13 protein-coding genes are annotated in these 14,933 nt (G+C 40.6%); 8 read left to right on the top strand and 5 right to left on the bottom strand.

Translation table 11 applies throughout. The annotated features are described in order from the left end of the window. Window positions 1–50 precede the first annotated feature (50 nt). Window positions 51–1,721 carry a formate--tetrahydrofolate ligase gene (locus O3626_RS02375; RefSeq protein WP_371495050.1) on the top strand — a complete coding sequence of 557 codons (1,671 nt, stop codon included), beginning with the start codon at window positions 51–53 and terminating at the stop codon, window positions 1,719–1,721. Between the two features lie 73 nt (window positions 1,722–1,794). Here O3626_RS02375 and O3626_RS02370 read toward each other — a convergent pair whose 3' ends face one another. Beyond that, window positions 1,795–3,138, bottom strand: coding sequence for an MATE family efflux transporter (locus O3626_RS02370; protein WP_371495048.1), 1,344 nt, complete (start codon window positions 3,136–3,138; stop codon window positions 1,795–1,797). A 95-nt stretch (window positions 3,139–3,233) separates the two neighbouring features. Here O3626_RS02370 and O3626_RS02365 point away from each other — a divergent pair, with 95 nt between their 5' ends. Further along, on the top strand, window positions 3,234–3,788 hold the full coding sequence (locus tag O3626_RS02365) for a GNAT family N-acetyltransferase (RefSeq protein ID WP_061455550.1): 555 nt from the start codon (window positions 3,234–3,236) through the stop codon (window positions 3,786–3,788). A gap of 47 nt (window positions 3,789–3,835) precedes the next feature. Here the strand turns inward: O3626_RS02365 and O3626_RS02360 are convergent, their stop codons facing one another. Beyond that, window positions 3,836–4,858: a YdcF family protein gene (locus O3626_RS02360; RefSeq protein WP_371495046.1), complete on the bottom strand. Its 1,023-nt coding sequence runs from the start codon at window positions 4,856–4,858 to the stop codon at window positions 3,836–3,838. A gap of 195 nt (window positions 4,859–5,053) precedes the next feature. Here O3626_RS02360 and brnQ point away from each other — a divergent pair, with 195 nt between their 5' ends. From brnQ to O3626_RS02345, 3 genes are all read left to right on the top strand, one after another. After that, window positions 5,054–6,370 carry a branched-chain amino acid transport system II carrier protein gene (gene brnQ, locus O3626_RS02355; RefSeq protein WP_371495044.1) on the top strand — a complete coding sequence of 439 codons (1,317 nt, stop codon included), beginning with the start codon at window positions 5,054–5,056 and terminating at the stop codon, window positions 6,368–6,370. A gap of 153 nt (window positions 6,371–6,523) precedes the next feature. Then, complete coding sequence (gene ccdA2, locus O3626_RS02350; protein ID WP_371495042.1) at window positions 6,524–7,231, top strand: thiol-disulfide oxidoreductase-associated membrane protein CcdA2; 708 nt, start codon at window positions 6,524–6,526, stop codon at window positions 7,229–7,231. A gap of 21 nt (window positions 7,232–7,252) precedes the next feature. Beyond that, entirely contained in the window at window positions 7,253–7,816 is a 564-nt protein-coding gene (locus O3626_RS02345; protein ID WP_371495040.1) for a TlpA family protein disulfide reductase, read from the top strand. Window positions 7,817–7,846: 30 nt separating this feature from the next. On the opposite strand, the gene O3626_RS02340 is transcribed toward O3626_RS02345, so the two are convergent. Genes O3626_RS02340 through O3626_RS02330 form a run of 3 tightly spaced genes read right to left on the bottom strand, consistent with a single transcriptional unit; the run spans window position 7,847 to window position 10,663 of the window. Further along, window positions 7,847–9,091, bottom strand: a complete 1,245-nt coding sequence (locus O3626_RS02340) for an NAD(P)H-dependent oxidoreductase (protein WP_371495038.1) — start codon at window positions 9,089–9,091, stop codon at window positions 7,847–7,849. 18 nt (window positions 9,092–9,109) lie between these two features. Then, window positions 9,110–9,715 (bottom strand): NADPH-dependent FMN reductase, encoded by a 606-nt coding sequence (locus tag O3626_RS02335; RefSeq protein ID WP_371495036.1) that lies wholly within the window; start codon window positions 9,713–9,715, stop codon window positions 9,110–9,112. A gap of 24 nt (window positions 9,716–9,739) precedes the next feature. Then, window positions 9,740–10,663: an FAD:protein FMN transferase gene (locus tag O3626_RS02330; protein ID WP_371495034.1), complete on the bottom strand. Its 924-nt coding sequence runs from the start codon at window positions 10,661–10,663 to the stop codon at window positions 9,740–9,742. A 223-nt stretch (window positions 10,664–10,886) separates the two neighbouring features. Between O3626_RS02330 and nox the strand changes: the two genes are divergently transcribed. The 3 genes from nox to efeO all read left to right on the top strand — a co-directional run bounded on the left by nox (window position 10,887) and on the right by efeO (window position 14,929). Beyond that, on the top strand, window positions 10,887–12,263 hold the full coding sequence (gene nox / locus O3626_RS02325; protein WP_371495032.1) for a H2O-forming NADH oxidase: 1,377 nt from the start codon (window positions 10,887–10,889) through the stop codon (window positions 12,261–12,263). A gap of 118 nt (window positions 12,264–12,381) precedes the next feature. Further along, window positions 12,382–13,926 carry a chloride channel protein gene (locus tag O3626_RS02320; RefSeq protein WP_371495030.1) on the top strand — a complete coding sequence of 515 codons (1,545 nt, stop codon included), beginning with the start codon at window positions 12,382–12,384 and terminating at the stop codon, window positions 13,924–13,926. Between the two features lie 130 nt (window positions 13,927–14,056). Beyond that, entirely contained in the window at window positions 14,057–14,929 is an 873-nt protein-coding gene (efeO, locus tag O3626_RS02315; RefSeq protein WP_371495028.1) for an iron uptake system protein EfeO, read from the top strand. The last annotated feature ends 4 nt before the right edge of the window (window positions 14,930–14,933 follow it).

The raw sequence follows: 14,933 nt of genomic DNA, 5'->3' as shown, positions 1-14,933 counted from the left end.
TTTCGCGAATTTTAGGTATAATAGATCTATCAAATATAAAGGAGTCCCTTATGAAAACAGATATCGAAATTGCTCAAAGCATTGAACTCCAACCGATTGTGGACGTTGTGAAGAAGATTGGTTTGGTTGACGATGATCTTGAATTGTATGGAAAATACAAGGCAAAATTGAGCTTTGATAAGATTCGTGAAGTTGAGAAAAATCCAGTAGGAAAACTTATCTTAGTCACTGCGATCAACCCAACTCCAGCTGGAGAAGGGAAATCAACCATTACCATTGGTCTAGCAGATGCTTTGAATAAAATCGGTAAAAAAACCATGATTGCCATTCGCGAACCTTCTTTAGGTCCGGTTATGGGGATTAAAGGTGGTGCTGCTGGTGGTGGCTATGCCCAAGTTCTACCGATGGAAGACATCAACCTTCATTTCACAGGGGATATGCATGCGATCACAACGGCTAATAATGCCCTCTCAGCATTGATTGATAATCATTTGCACCAAGGAAATGAGCTAGGAATTGACCAACGTCGGATTATCTGGAAACGGGTAGTGGACTTGAATGACCGCGCTCTTCGTCATGTCTCTGTCGGTCTTGGCGGTTCTTTAAATGGGATTCCGCGTGAAGACGGATTTGATATTACCGTTGCTTCTGAGATTATGGCCATCCTTTGCTTGGCGACAGATATTGAAGATTTGAAACGCCGTTTGGCCAACATCGTGATTGGTTACCGTTATGATCGTAGTCCAGTTTATGTCCGTGATTTGGAAGTGGAAGGGGCTCTTGCCTTGATCCTTAAAGATGCGATTAAGCCAAACTTGGTTCAAACCATCCATGGAACTCCTGCCTTTGTTCACGGTGGTCCATTTGCCAATATTGCCCATGGATGTAACTCTGTATTAGCAACGACGACAGCTCTTCATTTAGCTGACTATACGATTACAGAAGCAGGATTTGGTGCTGACCTTGGTGCTGAAAAATTCCTCGATATTAAAACTCCAAACTTGCCTACTTCTCCAGATGCAGTAGTGCTCGTAGCGACACTTCGTGCTCTTAAGATGAATGGTGGAGTTACCAAGGATGCTCTAACTGAAGAAAATGTAGAGGCTGTTCGTGCTGGTTTTGCCAACTTGAAACGTCACGTTGAAAATATCCGTAAGTTTGGTATTCCAGCAGTAGTTGCCATCAATGAATTTATCACCGATACAGCAGCAGAAATTGCTGCTTTGAAAGAATTGTGTGCTGAAATTGAGGTACCAGTAGAGCTTGCAAGTGTATGGGCGAATGGTGCGGACGGTGGAGTTGACCTTGCTGAAACCTTGGTTCAAACCATCGAAACAAGTCCAGCTACCTACACACGCTTGTATGATAACAACCTTTCTGTAGAAGAAAAAATCGAAAAGATTGTTACAGAGATTTACCGCGGTACGAAGGTGAACTTTGAGAAGAAAGCCAAAACACAAATTGCCCAAATTGTGAAAAATGGTTGGGATAAGTTGCCAATCTGTATGGCCAAAACACAATATAGCTTCTCCGATAATCCAAACGCCTTGGGAGCTCCTGAAAACTTTGAAATTACTATTCGTGAAGTGGTTCCAAAATTGGGAGCAGGCTTTATTGTCGCTTTGACTGGGGATGTGATGACCATGCCTGGTCTACCAAAACGTCCAGCTGCTTTAAATATGGATGTGGCTGCTGATGGAACAGCGATCGGCTTGTTCTAATTAGACGCCTGATGACAAAAAATAACTTCTGTTCAAATGAGCAGAAGTTGTTTTATTATGTACTCGTCAAATGTTATGATGCAAGAAGCTGATGACTGGCTTTGTGGTAGGTAAACCAAAGTTGAAGGGTCATTGGAACCCAAATGAGAGGCTCGCAAAGAATGACTCCTATATAGCCTGTATAGGGAATAATCAGGAGAACAAAGAGAATTTTTCCTGTTAACTCTATAAAGCTAGAAATCAAAGGGGTCAATTTTCGGCCGATACCTTGGAGGGAATTCCCTAAAATCAAGAGGCATCCTAAAACTGGATAGAAGAAAGAGCTGATCTGCAGATAAAGACTGGCATTTGCGATCAAGTTAGGATCGCTAGATCCAGATATGAGGCTTGTAAAGAAGGGGCTTGTAAAGAAGAGGAAAACTGCAACAAAAATGGACCAAATAAGAGAGAGGAGACAAGCTTGTTTAACGCCTTTTTGAATGCGTCGGAATTGTTTAGCACCAAAGTTTTGCGAGGTAAAGGTCGTCATACTTGTAGAAATAGCGGCCATTGGCAGAAGGGCAAAGGACATGATCCGGCGGGCTGAGATTTGAGCACTAATGATGGTCATTCCAAGCTTGTTGATAGCTGATTGTAAGATGACGGTTCCAATAGAGACAATCGAAGACATGAGACCCATTGTCAGTCCTTGGCTAATCAAATCCTGATACAGCCTTTGATCCCAGACAAAATCTTTTCGACTTGGTAAAAGAAAAGGGACCTTTTTGCGGATATAAAAGAAACAAAGAAGTGCGGAGAAGCTTTGAGCAATAATAGTCGCAATTCCAGCAGATTGGACTCCGAGATGTAGTTGGGTAATAAAATATAGATCGAGAAGAATATTGAGAATGGCAGCGATAATCAGGAAGTAGAGTGCCGCTAAGCTATCGCCAACCGCTCTCAGAAGTCCGGCGCAAAGATTATAGGCAAAGGTCACTGCCACACCATTAACAATGGTGGAAATATATAGATAGGACTGAGCTACAATAGCTGATGGGGTCCCTAAAAACTGGAGCAGTGGATAAAGTCCGACAGCACCAATGAAGATCACGAGGAGACTGAGGATGCCACCAATAACAGTAGTTGCTGCAACTGATTTTCGTAATTGGTCTTCGTTTTTGGCTCCATAATTTCTCGCAATAATAATGCCCATTCCATTTCCAACACCGACAGCAAAACCAACGATCAAATCAAAAATAGCAGAGGTTGCTCCAACGGCAGCCAATGATTTTTGACCTAGAAAACGCCCCACAATCATAACATCCGAGGTATTGTAGAGTTGTTGAAATATATTGGACAAAAGAATAGGAAAGGCAAAACTTAAAAGAGCGGGTAAAATAGGACCATCTATGAGGTCCACACGTTGAATTCTTTTCATAGTGCCATTATACCAACTTCAGTAACCGGCGACAAGCATCGATGGTTGAATCCCCTTACATTTTTTGATATAATCGTGTCAGAAAAGGAGGCCTTATGAGCTTAACGAGCCAATTAATCACTGAAACGTTTCCAGATCTGGATAAGGTCGAAAGGCTGAATATCGAAGCATTTCCAGAAGAAGAGCGTGTTCCTTTGTCAGAATTTTTACGCTATACGGACAATGACGATGCCAATTTCTTTGCTTTTTATAACGAGGAAGAATTTGTCGGATTCGCTTTTTCAATCTATAATCAGAAAGCTTTTTATGTCAGTTTCTTTGCCATTATGCCACATTTAAGAAGCCACGGATATGGTCAAGAAATCATTGAAAAATTGGTGGAATTTTACCAAAGGACCATGATTCTTGAAGTGGAACGTTTAGATGAAGAATGCGACAATATAGAGCAACGTCAGTCTCGGATGGATTTCTATAAGCGAAATGGATTTAAAACTGCTAATGCTTTTTTAGAATACGATGATCTGAGTTTTGAGATTCTTTATCGAGGCGATCAATTTGATGAAGAGGCTTATCGGGACATCTTCCATAAACTGCAAGCAGAGAATTACTTTGATTTCCGTATTGAATACCGACGCTTCAGTGATCATTAGACATGATATAAAAAAGTTCTCAGCTAATTTGCAGAGAACTTTTTTGGTTAGTAAATAAAGAAATAGTTCACGATACTCATGATTTGTGAAAAGAACCAAGGCAGAAACAGAAAAGCTAAGAAAGCAGCATGCCATTTCCAATAGAGAGAAACTAGCCCAACCGTTTCTCGGATCCAAGCCGATGGGAGATAATAAAAAGCTGTTTTTGAACCGACACTGCGTCCAGGGATTTTTAATCGTCTCATAAAGACACCAGCCCGAAGAGTGTGAAAGGAATTGGTCACCACAAGGGCACTCTTTCTTAGTCCCTGATCTTCAAGAATAGCTTTGCTAAAGGTCAGATTCTCAAAAGTCGTTCGAGAACGATTCTCAATCAAAATGTCTTCCTGTGGTATACCCTGTTCTATCAGGTAGTTTGCCATAGCTTCCGCCTCTGAGGTTAACTCATCAGCACCTTGTCCACCAGAAACAATTAGTTTTGGTCGTCCCTCAAACTGCTCATAGATAGTCTTTGCTTTAGTTAGACGCTGGGCCAAAAGTGGTGGTACTTTATCCCCAATTAGACCGGAGCCAAGGACAATGATAGCATCCGGCTCTTTACGAACGGGGAAGTAATTGCAAAAAGTCCCATATAAAACATAAGAAAGATAAAGAAAAGTCGAGTAAAAGAGAGCAAAGTCTGTTGGATAAATCAAGAGATCTTTTCCTGGGAAATCAGGAAGAAAATGAAGCGCCAAGGTGCCGATAATAAAGATCCCATATAGGAGTGAGAGGAGGTTAGCCAACCTTTTACCTTCAAAAGACATCATTTGACGGCCGTTAAAAAGAAGAAAAACAGTTGAGAAAATAATGCTGAGTAAAACAAGGATAGCAAGTACTGAAAAGATAATGATGGCAACCTTTTGGTTAAACCAGAGCTCCGTACGAACAACTAGTAGAAGGGCAGAAATTAGGAGGAAAAGGCCGAAACTTATTGAAAAGAAGTAAGCATTGATCAGTCGTCTGCGGTCGTTCATAAAGAAAAATAAAAAAATAGTAGCTGGAACCAACCAGAATAGATAGAGAAACATGATGACTCCTAAATATAGTAGTAGTTCAATTGTAACACACTTGGCTAAAATGTGCTTATGAACTCCACAATCGTTCAATGTTGTTAAAAGCCTTAACTGCCAATTGAGAAAATCAGTAGATCCAGATAAAAAGAATTGCCGTGGTGGATAAAAGCTGTTATACTGGATAAGATTGAAAAATGTAAAGGAGAACACATGTTACGAAAAGGTTCCTTAACAGGTTTGCTGTTATTTGGTATTTTCTTCGGCGCAGGGAATTTGATCTTTCCACCTGCGCTAGGTGCCCAGTCGGGCAGCCATTTTTGGCCAGCTATTGCTGGATTTGTCTTATCAGGAGTAGGGATTGCGATTATCACCTTGATTATTGGGACACTCAATCCTAAAGGGTATATCCATGAGATTTCACGAAAAATTGCTCCTTGGTTTGCCATCGTTTATCTGGTAGCCTTGTATCTGTCTATTGGTCCCTTCTTTGCTATTCCAAGAACGGCTACTGTTTCATACGAAGTTGGGATTGCCCCCTTGTTAGGAAATGCCAATGGAGGACTTGGTCTCTTCATTTTTACCTTGATCTATTTCTGTTTGGCCTATTTGATTGCCTTGTATCCTTCTAAAATCCTAGATAGTATTGGTCGGATTTTAACACCTGTCTTTGCTATCTTGATCGTTGTACTCGTTGTCCTTGGTGCGCTCAAGTACAGCGGACACGCACCTCAAGTGGCAACAGAAGCCTACCAAGCATCTGCCTTTGGGCAAGGTTTCCTCGAAGGGTACAATACCTTGGATGCCCTTGCTTCAGTGGCTTTTAGTGTGATTGCGGTGACCACCCTCAATCAACTTGGTTTCACCAGCAAAAAAGAATACATTAAAACGATCTGGATCGTTGGGATCGTTGTAGCTATTGGCTTCAGTATTTTGTATATTGGATTGGGTTATCTTGGAAATCACTTCCCAATTCCAGCAAAAGTGATGGCATCTGATGCCAATAAAGGGGTCTATGTCCTCTCAGAAGCAACCAAGGCTATCTTTGGCCCAGTTGCTCAGATTTTCCTAGCAGGAATGGTAACGGTGACTTGCTTCACAACAACAGCCGGTTTGATCGTGTCAACTGGGGAATTCTTCCATAAAACCTTCCCTAAAATTTCTTACAAGGTCTATGCAACTCTCTTTACCTTGATTGGATTCTCCATTGCCAATCTTGGTTTGAGTGCCATTATTGCCTATTCATTGCCTGTTTTGATGATCCTCTATCCAATCACCATTACTATTGTGTTGATTGTCATTGTGAATAAATTTGTGGCCCTTTCAAAACCAGGGATGCAATTGACGATTTTTTTGGCCAGCTTGGTCTCTGTTGCCAGTGTTCTGGCAAGTACCTTTAAAATTTCTCTATTAGAAAAGGGAATTGCGTTACTGCCTTTTGCAGCTCAATCTCTTCCATGGTTGGTGCCAGTATTCATAGGGATTCTTTTATCGTTTGTATTACCCAATAAACAAACTGCAGAAGAATAAGTCACGATAGGAACTCTAAAGTTTTGTGCTTTAGAGTTTTTTTTTGAAACTAATATCCAATTCCAAATTATATTAAAAAAACGTAGCAGAAATTTTTATTTTAGGTCAGTCAATGCTATACTAAATGTAGCATATCAATATACGGAGTTGCCTATGAATCAAATATTTTTTTCACTGACAGTTTTTCTCGCGGGTATTCTGTCTTTCTTTTCTCCCTGTGTCTTTCCTTTGCTACCGGTATATATTGGGATCTTGCTAGGAAGTGATCAGGAAAAATCCGTTCATATTTTTGGGAAAAAGATACGCTGGCATGGCATCGTTAAGACCTTGTGTTTTATCGCAGGTATTTCTGTTATTTTCCTTATCATAGGTTTCGGAGCTGGCTTATTGGGGCAGGTTATGTATACCAACTGGTTCCGCTACGTGATGGGAGCGCTGATCATTATCCTTGGTCTTCATCAAATGGAAGTCTTTCATTTTCATTTCCTTGAAAAGCAAAAATCAGTAGATTTTGGAGCCAACAAACAGAAGAATGAATTGTTTTCAGCTTTTCTCCTTGGTCTTGGCTTTAGTTTTGGTTGGACGCCTTGTATCGGCCCTGTATTGGGATCAGTTCTTGCTCTAGCAGCATCAGATGGGCAAGATGCTCTTATGGGAGCTATTTATCTCCTTGTTTATACCCTGGGAATGGCTCTTCCGTTTTTACTGTTGGCCTTAGCATCTAGTCTGGTCCTACCTTACTTTAATCGTCTCAAACCCCATTTGTTGTTGCTGAAGAAAATCGGCGGAGCCATCATTATTCTGATGGGAATTCTCTTACTTTTGGGACAATTGAACAGTTTGTCATCTATCTTTTCATAAAATAATCCGGAGGTTTAACGCATGATGAAAGGTTTTAAATACGCTTGTTTCTCAGTACTTTCTCTAGCTTTGCTGTCAGCTTGTTCCATGGATCAATCCAGCGAGAGTAGTATGGGCAATCAGCCAACAATGAATACAACAACGACTAAGAATCCTTTGGTAGGAAAAGACGCTAGTGACTTTGAACTAAAGGATATGAAGGGGAATACGGTTAAACTTTCAGACTACAGAGGGAAGAAGGTATATTTGAAATTCTGGGCAACCTGGTGTGGCCCTTGCCGGCAAAGTATGCCTGAACTGAATAAACTGGTCGAAGAAAAGGATAGGGACTTTGAGATTCTCACTGTTATGGCACCAGGGATGCAAGGTGAAAAAACAGAAGAAGAGTTCGTCAAATGGTTTGCCCAACAAGACTATCAATCGGTTCCTGTTTTGTACAATCCAGATGGATCTGCTTTTATGAATTATCAAGTTCGTTCCATTCCTACGGAAGTCTTTATCGATAGCCAAGGTAAAATTGGCCATGTGCAGCTAGGGGCGATTTCAAACGAAGAAGCTAAGAAGATTATCAAGGAGTTAAAATAAAAAAATGAAGCGTAAAGCTTCATTTTTTTATTAGTTGCTTGCACCAGAAGTGGCATCAGCATCTCCGTGGCCTCCGTCACCATGTCCTCCAGCATCAGAAGCACCAGAAGTTGCATCTGCATCACCATGACCACCAGCAGGAGCAAATGGTCCGCTACCACCTACAAGGCGTTGACCTGTTGTTTGCAGGTACCAGTCTAACCATGGTTTGAAGTTGAAGACAATCTCATTGATACCAGCGTAAGAACCATCTTCATAATACATAGCTTGGTAGTTGTGGGTGTTGATCACACCTTCAGGAGATCCTGGAACAATGGTTCGAACATATTCTTGGTTTCCGTTGCGAAGAGTGCCGATTACCCATTCAACGTTTTTCATACGTGCTGGTGGAAGGGATCCATGAACGGTTGACATTCGGCTACCAGATTGAGGTGGCACGCGTTTAGCAAACATGGTATCTGGATCTTGATGAGCATTGTTGTAGTAGAGGAATTGGTTGTTATCATCGGCATATGTCAACTCAAATGGCATGGCCTTCAAGAACATATTAATTTGGTCAACGGTTAGGATACCATGGTCAAGTTTGACATACGTATCTCCAGAAACAGCACCTGTAAGTTCAGCTACTTTTTCAACCCAATCTGGATCATCCGGATCGACCTCAGTAACAGTTGTAGCAATTGGATGATTACAATCTAAATCTTCTGGTTCAATTGGTTTTGGTTTTTTCAATTTGGATACAACCTCAACGTATTTCATAAAATTATCCAAGCAGGTTTCGAGGAATTTGACGGTTCCTTCGTTGATGATATTGCCGTTTTCGTCAAAAGCTTCTTTTGCTTTTCCAAGAAGGAATTCATTACCTGGAAGAGTATAAGCATTGACACCTGGAGCATCAAGGATCTTGCGGAGGTGAACCTGAGCACGTGATGTCCCTTGATCATAGTAGGAAGCACCAACGATCATTACTGGTTTGTTTTCAAATGGATGCACCTCAAAAGATAGCCATTCAAGAACAGATTTAAGAGCAGCAGAGATCGTATGGTTGTGCTCTGGAGTGGCAATGATGACCCCATCTGCTCGAGTAATTTTATTGTACAAAAGACGTAATTGGAAACTTTCGTCCCATTTTTCATCTTGGTTAAACATTGGAACTTCATCGATTTCTAGAACTTCCAATTCAAATTTGAGTTTAAATTTGCGTTGAATGAATTCCAAGAGTTTACGGTTATAAGATTGATCATAGTTTGATCCTACAAGTCCAACAAATTTCATTCTTTTCAGTCTCCTATCTTACAAGTTTTCCCAGTTAAATTTTTCAGCAGATTTGCGAATTAACTCATGAGCATTACGTAATTTGTCTGTAATCTTGACAAAAATACGGAAGTCATCGAAGATGGCATCCAATTGTTGAATAACATCCAAATCTACCAAGTCTCCATCTTGATCAAATGCTTGCAAAGAATGTGAAAGTAAGAATTCGTCAGGAAGGACGTTTGCTTTAATTTCTGGAGCATTTAAGATTTGACGAAGTTGTAGTTGGGCGCGTGATGATCCTAAAGTACCATATGATGCACCAGTGATCATAACCGGTTTGTTTAACAATGGAAAGACTCCGTAAGAAAGCCATGCTAGAGCACTCATCAAGACTGCTGGAATAGAGTGGTCATATTCTGGAGTACCGATAATCACTCCATCAGACTCCTCGATTTTGGCAACAATTTCCAAAACAGCTTCAGGAACTTGTTTGTCAGCTGGTTTATTAAAGACAGGAATATCTTTGATTTCAACTAATTCAATCTCAGTTTTATCAGCAAAATGTTTTTGCATATATTGAAGTAGTTTACGGTTTGTAGAACGTTTTGAGTTTGTTCCAACGATCGCAATAAGTTTAGTCATGGAAGATCCTTTCTGATAGCGAAATTATAAATAAGTTTGAAGCCCATTAGTATAGGCAATCTTGCCTGATTGCGATACCAAAAGAGCATCGATACCAGGCAGTGAGTTAACAATGTCTAAAATGGAAGCTGATGCTTCCCCAAACAGCCGTGTGGTCCAGATTTCTCCGTCTACAGATCGATCGGAAATGATAGTGATACTGGCCAAATCTGTCTCGACTGGATAGCCTGTCTGACTATCAAAAATATGGTGAAATGACTGACCATCGACTTCTAAATGGCGCTCATAGATCCCTGAGGTAACCACAGACTTGTTTTCAATCGATAGAACCAGTAGATGCTGACCTCTCGATTCAACAGGGTTTTGAATACCAATCCGCCAAGGCTGTTTTTTAATAGGGTGTTGACCTAGTGTAAGGATATTGCCACCTAAATCAATCAAAGCATCACAGATACCTTTCTCTCTTAGAAAAGTAGCAATCAAATCAGCACTATAGCCTTTTGCTAAAGCACCTAAATCGATCTTCATTCCAGGACGCTTTAGAAAAACTGTTTGGCTTTCTTGGTCTAGTTGGATCTGTTCGGGATCAATTTTTAAGAGAGCTTGCTCGATTTCTTCTGATTCAGGCCGTCTGGCGTCAGAAAATCCTATCCGCCAGGTCTGTACAAGAGGACCGATCGCGATGTTCATATGGCTATCTTTCGCTTGGCTATGTATCGTTCCTAATGTAATCAGTTCAAAAAGTTCTGGATGGACCTGAACAGGTCTAATACCAGCCTGATGATTGACCACCATCAGTTCGGAACTAGTATCATTTGCACTAAAGCGATGTTCATAGGTACGGAGAAGTTCAAAGCATTGTGCCAAAATTTCATCCGCTTGCGGGCGAAAGATCGAAACGGTGATGGTGGTTCCCATCAGACGTTCGGATCGACTGCTTAGGTTCACTAAAAATCTATCCTTTCCAATTTTCACTTACTTACAGTATATCAGAAAGAGACCGTTTTCACAATCCTTTTCAAGCAAATTATTTGACATTTATTGAAGAATGTGAAAATTTAATTTCAAAAAAATGAAAAAAAATCACAAATACTGAGCAAATCCATTGTAAACGATACCAAGTTTATGATATACTCAAGGGGTAAATTAAATTAAAGGTAGGATTTATTCTATGAGTAAAATCGTTGTTGTAGGGGCAAACCATGCCGGAACAGCTTGTATCAACACAATGCTAGATAATTTTGGAAATGAAAACCAAATTGTAGTTTTTGACCAAAACTCAAACATTTCTTTCCTTGGATGTGGTATGGCACTTTGGATCGGTGAGCAAATCGATGGTCCTGAAGGTCTTTTCTACTCAGATAAAGAAAAATTGGAGGCAAAAGGTTCTCGTGTTCATATGAATTCACCTGTACTTTCGATTGATTATGATAAAAAAGTCGTAACAGCAGAAGTAGATGGTAAAGAACACAAAGAAACATATGATAAATTGATCTTTGCGACTGGTTCAACGCCAATCATTCCTCCAATTAAAGGTGTGGAACTTGTTCCAGGAAACCGTGAATTTAAAGCGACTCTTGAAAATCTACAATTCGTTAAATTGTATCAAAATGCTGAAGAAGTGATCGAAAAATTGAAAGACAACAGCAAACACTTGAACCGTATAGCCGTAGTTGGTGGTGGTTACATCGGTGTAGAACTTGCTGAAGCCTTCGAACGTCTTGGTAAAGACGTTGTCTTGGTGGATATCGTGGACACTGTCTTGAATGGTTACTACGACAAAGATTTCACAGACATCATGGCGAAAAACTTAGAAGACCACAACATCCGTTTGGCCCTTGGACAAACTGTTCAAGCAGTTGAAGGAGATGGTAAGGTAGAACGCCTTGTAACTGATAAAGAAACCTTCGATGTAGATATGGTTATCTTGGCTGTTGGTTTCCGTCCAAATACAGCTCTTGCTGATGGTAAGATCGAACTCTTCCGCAACGGTGCCTTCCTTGTTGACAAGAAACAAGAAACATCAATTCCAGGCGTATTTGCTGTTGGTGACTGTGCAACAATTTATGACAATGCCCGTGATGAAATGAGCTATATCGCTCTTGCATCCAATGCAGTTCGTTCTGGTATTGTAGGTGCCTACAATGCGACTGGTCATGAATTGGAAGGAATCGGTGTTCAGGGTTCTAACGGTATTTCGATTTACGGTCTTCACATGGTTTCAACTGGTTTGACACTTGAAAAAGCAAAAGCTGCTGGCTTCAATGCTGGAGAAACTGGTTTTAACGACCTTCAAAAACCTGAATTTATTAAACATGATAACCATGAAGTTGCTATTAAGATTGTCTATGATAAAGACACTCGTAAAATTCTTGGAGCTCAAATGGTATCACGTGATAGCGCCATCTCAATGGCTATCCACATGTTCTCACTTGCAATTCAAGAACATGTGACGATTGATAAGTTAGCCTTGACTGACTTGTTCTTCTTGCCACATTTCAACAAACCATATAACTACATCACAATGGCAGCTTTAACTGCTGAATAATGACTAAATGAAAAACAAAGCTAGCGGTGCTAGTTTTGTTTTTTTCTGTCTTTGAATGTATGCAGAGGCAGTGAAATAAGGTATAATGAATAGGATAAGAGTTTGAAGGAGTTAGGGAATGTCTGAAAAAGAAGAAGCCTTAAAAAATGAATTTAGTTTTGCCTCTAGTTCGATTGTGGCACATATTGTCAGAGGTGTTCTGGTTGGGATCGTTGTAGGCTGTATCGTCTCGAGTTTTCGTTTTTTAATCGAACATATTTTCCATTTTGTTCAAGGCGTCTACAAGGAGATGTCTGGTCAACCACTTTATTTGCTTGCGATGCTGTTGGGATATGGAGTGATCGTACTGATTGCTGGTCGTCTCATTCGCACCAATCGGGATATCAAGGGATCAGGAATTCCGCAAGTCGAAGCAGAGCTCAAGGGTCTTTTGGCAGTGAGCTGGTGGGATACCATATGGAAGAAGTATATTCTAGGTGTCTTAGCCATTGGAAGTGGCTTAATGCTTGGTCGTGAAGGTCCTAGTATTCAATTAGGGGCTATGTGTGGAAAAGGAGTGGCCCATCATTTGAAGGTCAGCCCAGTTGAGGAGCGGTCTTTGATTGCAAGTGGAGCTGCTGCAGGTCTTGCAGCAGCCTTTAATGCACCTATAGCAGGACTTTTATTTGTCGTGGAAGAAGTCTACCATCATTTTTCTCGATTCTTTTGGATTTCGACCTTGGCCGCTAGTCTGACTGCTAATTTTATTTCACTCAATGTCTTTGGTCAAACACCCGTACTTCATATGCCGCAAAATATACCGCCACTCCATTTGTCTCAGTACTGGATTTACCTTTTTCTTGGAGTCTTTTTGGGGGCAGCAGGTTATGTCTATGAAGTAGTGGTGCTGAATATCGGTCGATTGTATCGTTTACTTGAGAAGATTTTTCATGTTCCCTCTCATTACTCTTCCTTATTTGCCTTTGTCTTGATTATTCCAATCGGCTATTTCCTTCCACAAATTCTTGGTGGCGGGAACCAATTGGTTTTGGATTTAGCTCGAGTACCGTATCCAGTGCTGACCATCCTTCTCTATTTTACGATCCGTTTTATCTGGAGTATGTTGAGCTATGGTAGTGGTCTACCTGGTGGAATTTTCTTGCCCATTCTAGCTTTAGGATCTCTTTTAGGCGCGATCGTTGGAACTTTCCTCCAAAACATTGGCTTTATCTCTCAAAATCAATTACCTCTCTTCATTATTTTAGGAATGAGTGGGTATTTTGGGGCTATTTCGAAAGCTCCTTTAACAGCTATGATTTTAGTAACAGAGATGGTCGGTGATATTCGTAGTTTAATGCCACTAGGGATGGTCACCTTGGTAGCTTATATGATTATGGATCTCTTCCATGGTGCGCCAGTCTATGAAGCCATGCTGGAGCAACTCTTACCTGATAAGGCGCAAGAAGAAGGAGAGTTGACCTTGATTGAGATTCCCGTATCCGAAAAGATTGCAGGAAAACAAGTTCATGAACTCGAACTCCCCCAAGATATTTTGATTACTACGCAAATGAGAAGTGGTAAGAGCTATACGGTCAATGGTGCGACCCGCTTGAATCTAGGTGATAGCATCTTTGTGGTGGTGAAAGAATCTGAAATTGGACGAGTCAAGGATATTCTTTTGTAAAAGACAGTTTCTTAGAAAAGTCTTTCTATTATTAAATTTTCAGACAATTGTTGAAAAATGAGAAAACTTCTGGTAAAATAAGTCCAAGAACAGTAAAATAAGTCCAAGAACAAAAGAGGAGAAGTCTTTAATGAAAAAATATAGTCTACTCTTATTGAGTGTTGCTCTTTTAGCAGGGTGTGCAAATTCTACTAGCAAACAGTCGAGTCAAAAGACGCAAACCAGCTCAACGGTTCAGTTGTCAAAGGCTGACCAGAAGACCTTGGACAATGCGACAGCTGAATACAAAGACTTTGTTGAAATGCAAATCGACCAATTGCTCAAGGATACAGAAGGTTTCCGAGATACCCTAAAAGCTGGGAATTTGGAAGAAGCTAAAAAACAATATCCCTTGATCCGCATGGCCTATGAACGCTCAGAACCGATTGCTGAAACCTTTGGGGAGTCTGATGTGAAGATTGACTACCGTTTGGTGGACTATGTGGATGAAAATAAATCAGAAGAAGGCTGGTCTGGCTTCCACCGGATTGAGCGCATCCTTTGGGAAAAGAATACCACAGATGGCACAGACAAATATGCAGACCAACTGGTGAACGATATCAAGGAGTTGAAAGCTAAGATCGCAACCGTTGATGTGACTCCTGATGTGATGCTAACTGGGGCTGTTGATCTGCTAAATGAAGTGGCAACGCAAAAGATCACGGGTGAAGAAGAAGTCTTCTCTCATACAGATCTGTACGACTTCCGTGCCAATATTGAAGGAGCTGAAAAGATTTTCTCTCTCTTTAAACCTTTGATTGAGAAAAAAGATGCCAAGTTGGTTAAAACCTTGGAAGCAGAATTCAAAAATGTCAATGATTTATTGGACAAACACATGACTGATGAAACAAATTACAAGTCTTACACAGATTTGACCAAGGAAGATACCAAAGAATTGGCCGAAGCGGTGACCAAACTTGGTGAACCTTTGTCTCAAATGGGTGTGATTTTAGATGGGAAATAAGAAA

The sequence above is a fragment of the Streptococcus sp. 20925_1_77 genome, from assembly GCF_041432125.1.
In the GTDB taxonomy this organism is placed as follows: Bacteria; Bacillota; Bacilli; order Lactobacillales; family Streptococcaceae; genus Streptococcus.
This window is presented reverse-complemented; position numbering and strand designations above follow the sequence as displayed.

Coding starts and splice junctions, on each gene's coding strand:
- ccdA2 (WP_371495042.1), top strand. CDS start 6,524: ATGAATCAAATATTTTTTTCACTGACAGTTTTTCTCGCGGGTATTCTG.
- O3626_RS02375 (WP_371495050.1), top strand. CDS start 51: ATGAAAACAGATATCGAAATTGCTCAAAGCATTGAACTCCAACCGATT.
- O3626_RS02370 (WP_371495048.1), bottom strand. CDS start 3,138: ATGAAAAGAATTCAACGTGTGGACCTCATAGATGGTCCTATTTTACCC.
- nox (WP_371495032.1), top strand. CDS start 10,887: ATGAGTAAAATCGTTGTTGTAGGGGCAAACCATGCCGGAACAGCTTGT.
- O3626_RS02340 (WP_371495038.1), bottom strand. CDS start 9,091: ATGAAATTTGTTGGACTTGTAGGATCAAACTATGATCAATCTTATAAC.
- brnQ (WP_371495044.1), top strand. CDS start 5,054: ATGTTACGAAAAGGTTCCTTAACAGGTTTGCTGTTATTTGGTATTTTC.
- O3626_RS02360 (WP_371495046.1), bottom strand. CDS start 4,858: ATGTTTCTCTATCTATTCTGGTTGGTTCCAGCTACTATTTTTTTATTT.
- O3626_RS02320 (WP_371495030.1), top strand. CDS start 12,382: ATGTCTGAAAAAGAAGAAGCCTTAAAAAATGAATTTAGTTTTGCCTCT.
- O3626_RS02345 (WP_371495040.1), top strand. CDS start 7,253: ATGATGAAAGGTTTTAAATACGCTTGTTTCTCAGTACTTTCTCTAGCT.
- O3626_RS02365 (WP_061455550.1), top strand. CDS start 3,234: ATGAGCTTAACGAGCCAATTAATCACTGAAACGTTTCCAGATCTGGAT.
- efeO (WP_371495028.1), top strand. CDS start 14,057: ATGAAAAAATATAGTCTACTCTTATTGAGTGTTGCTCTTTTAGCAGGG.
- O3626_RS02335 (WP_371495036.1), bottom strand. CDS start 9,715: ATGACTAAACTTATTGCGATCGTTGGAACAAACTCAAAACGTTCTACA.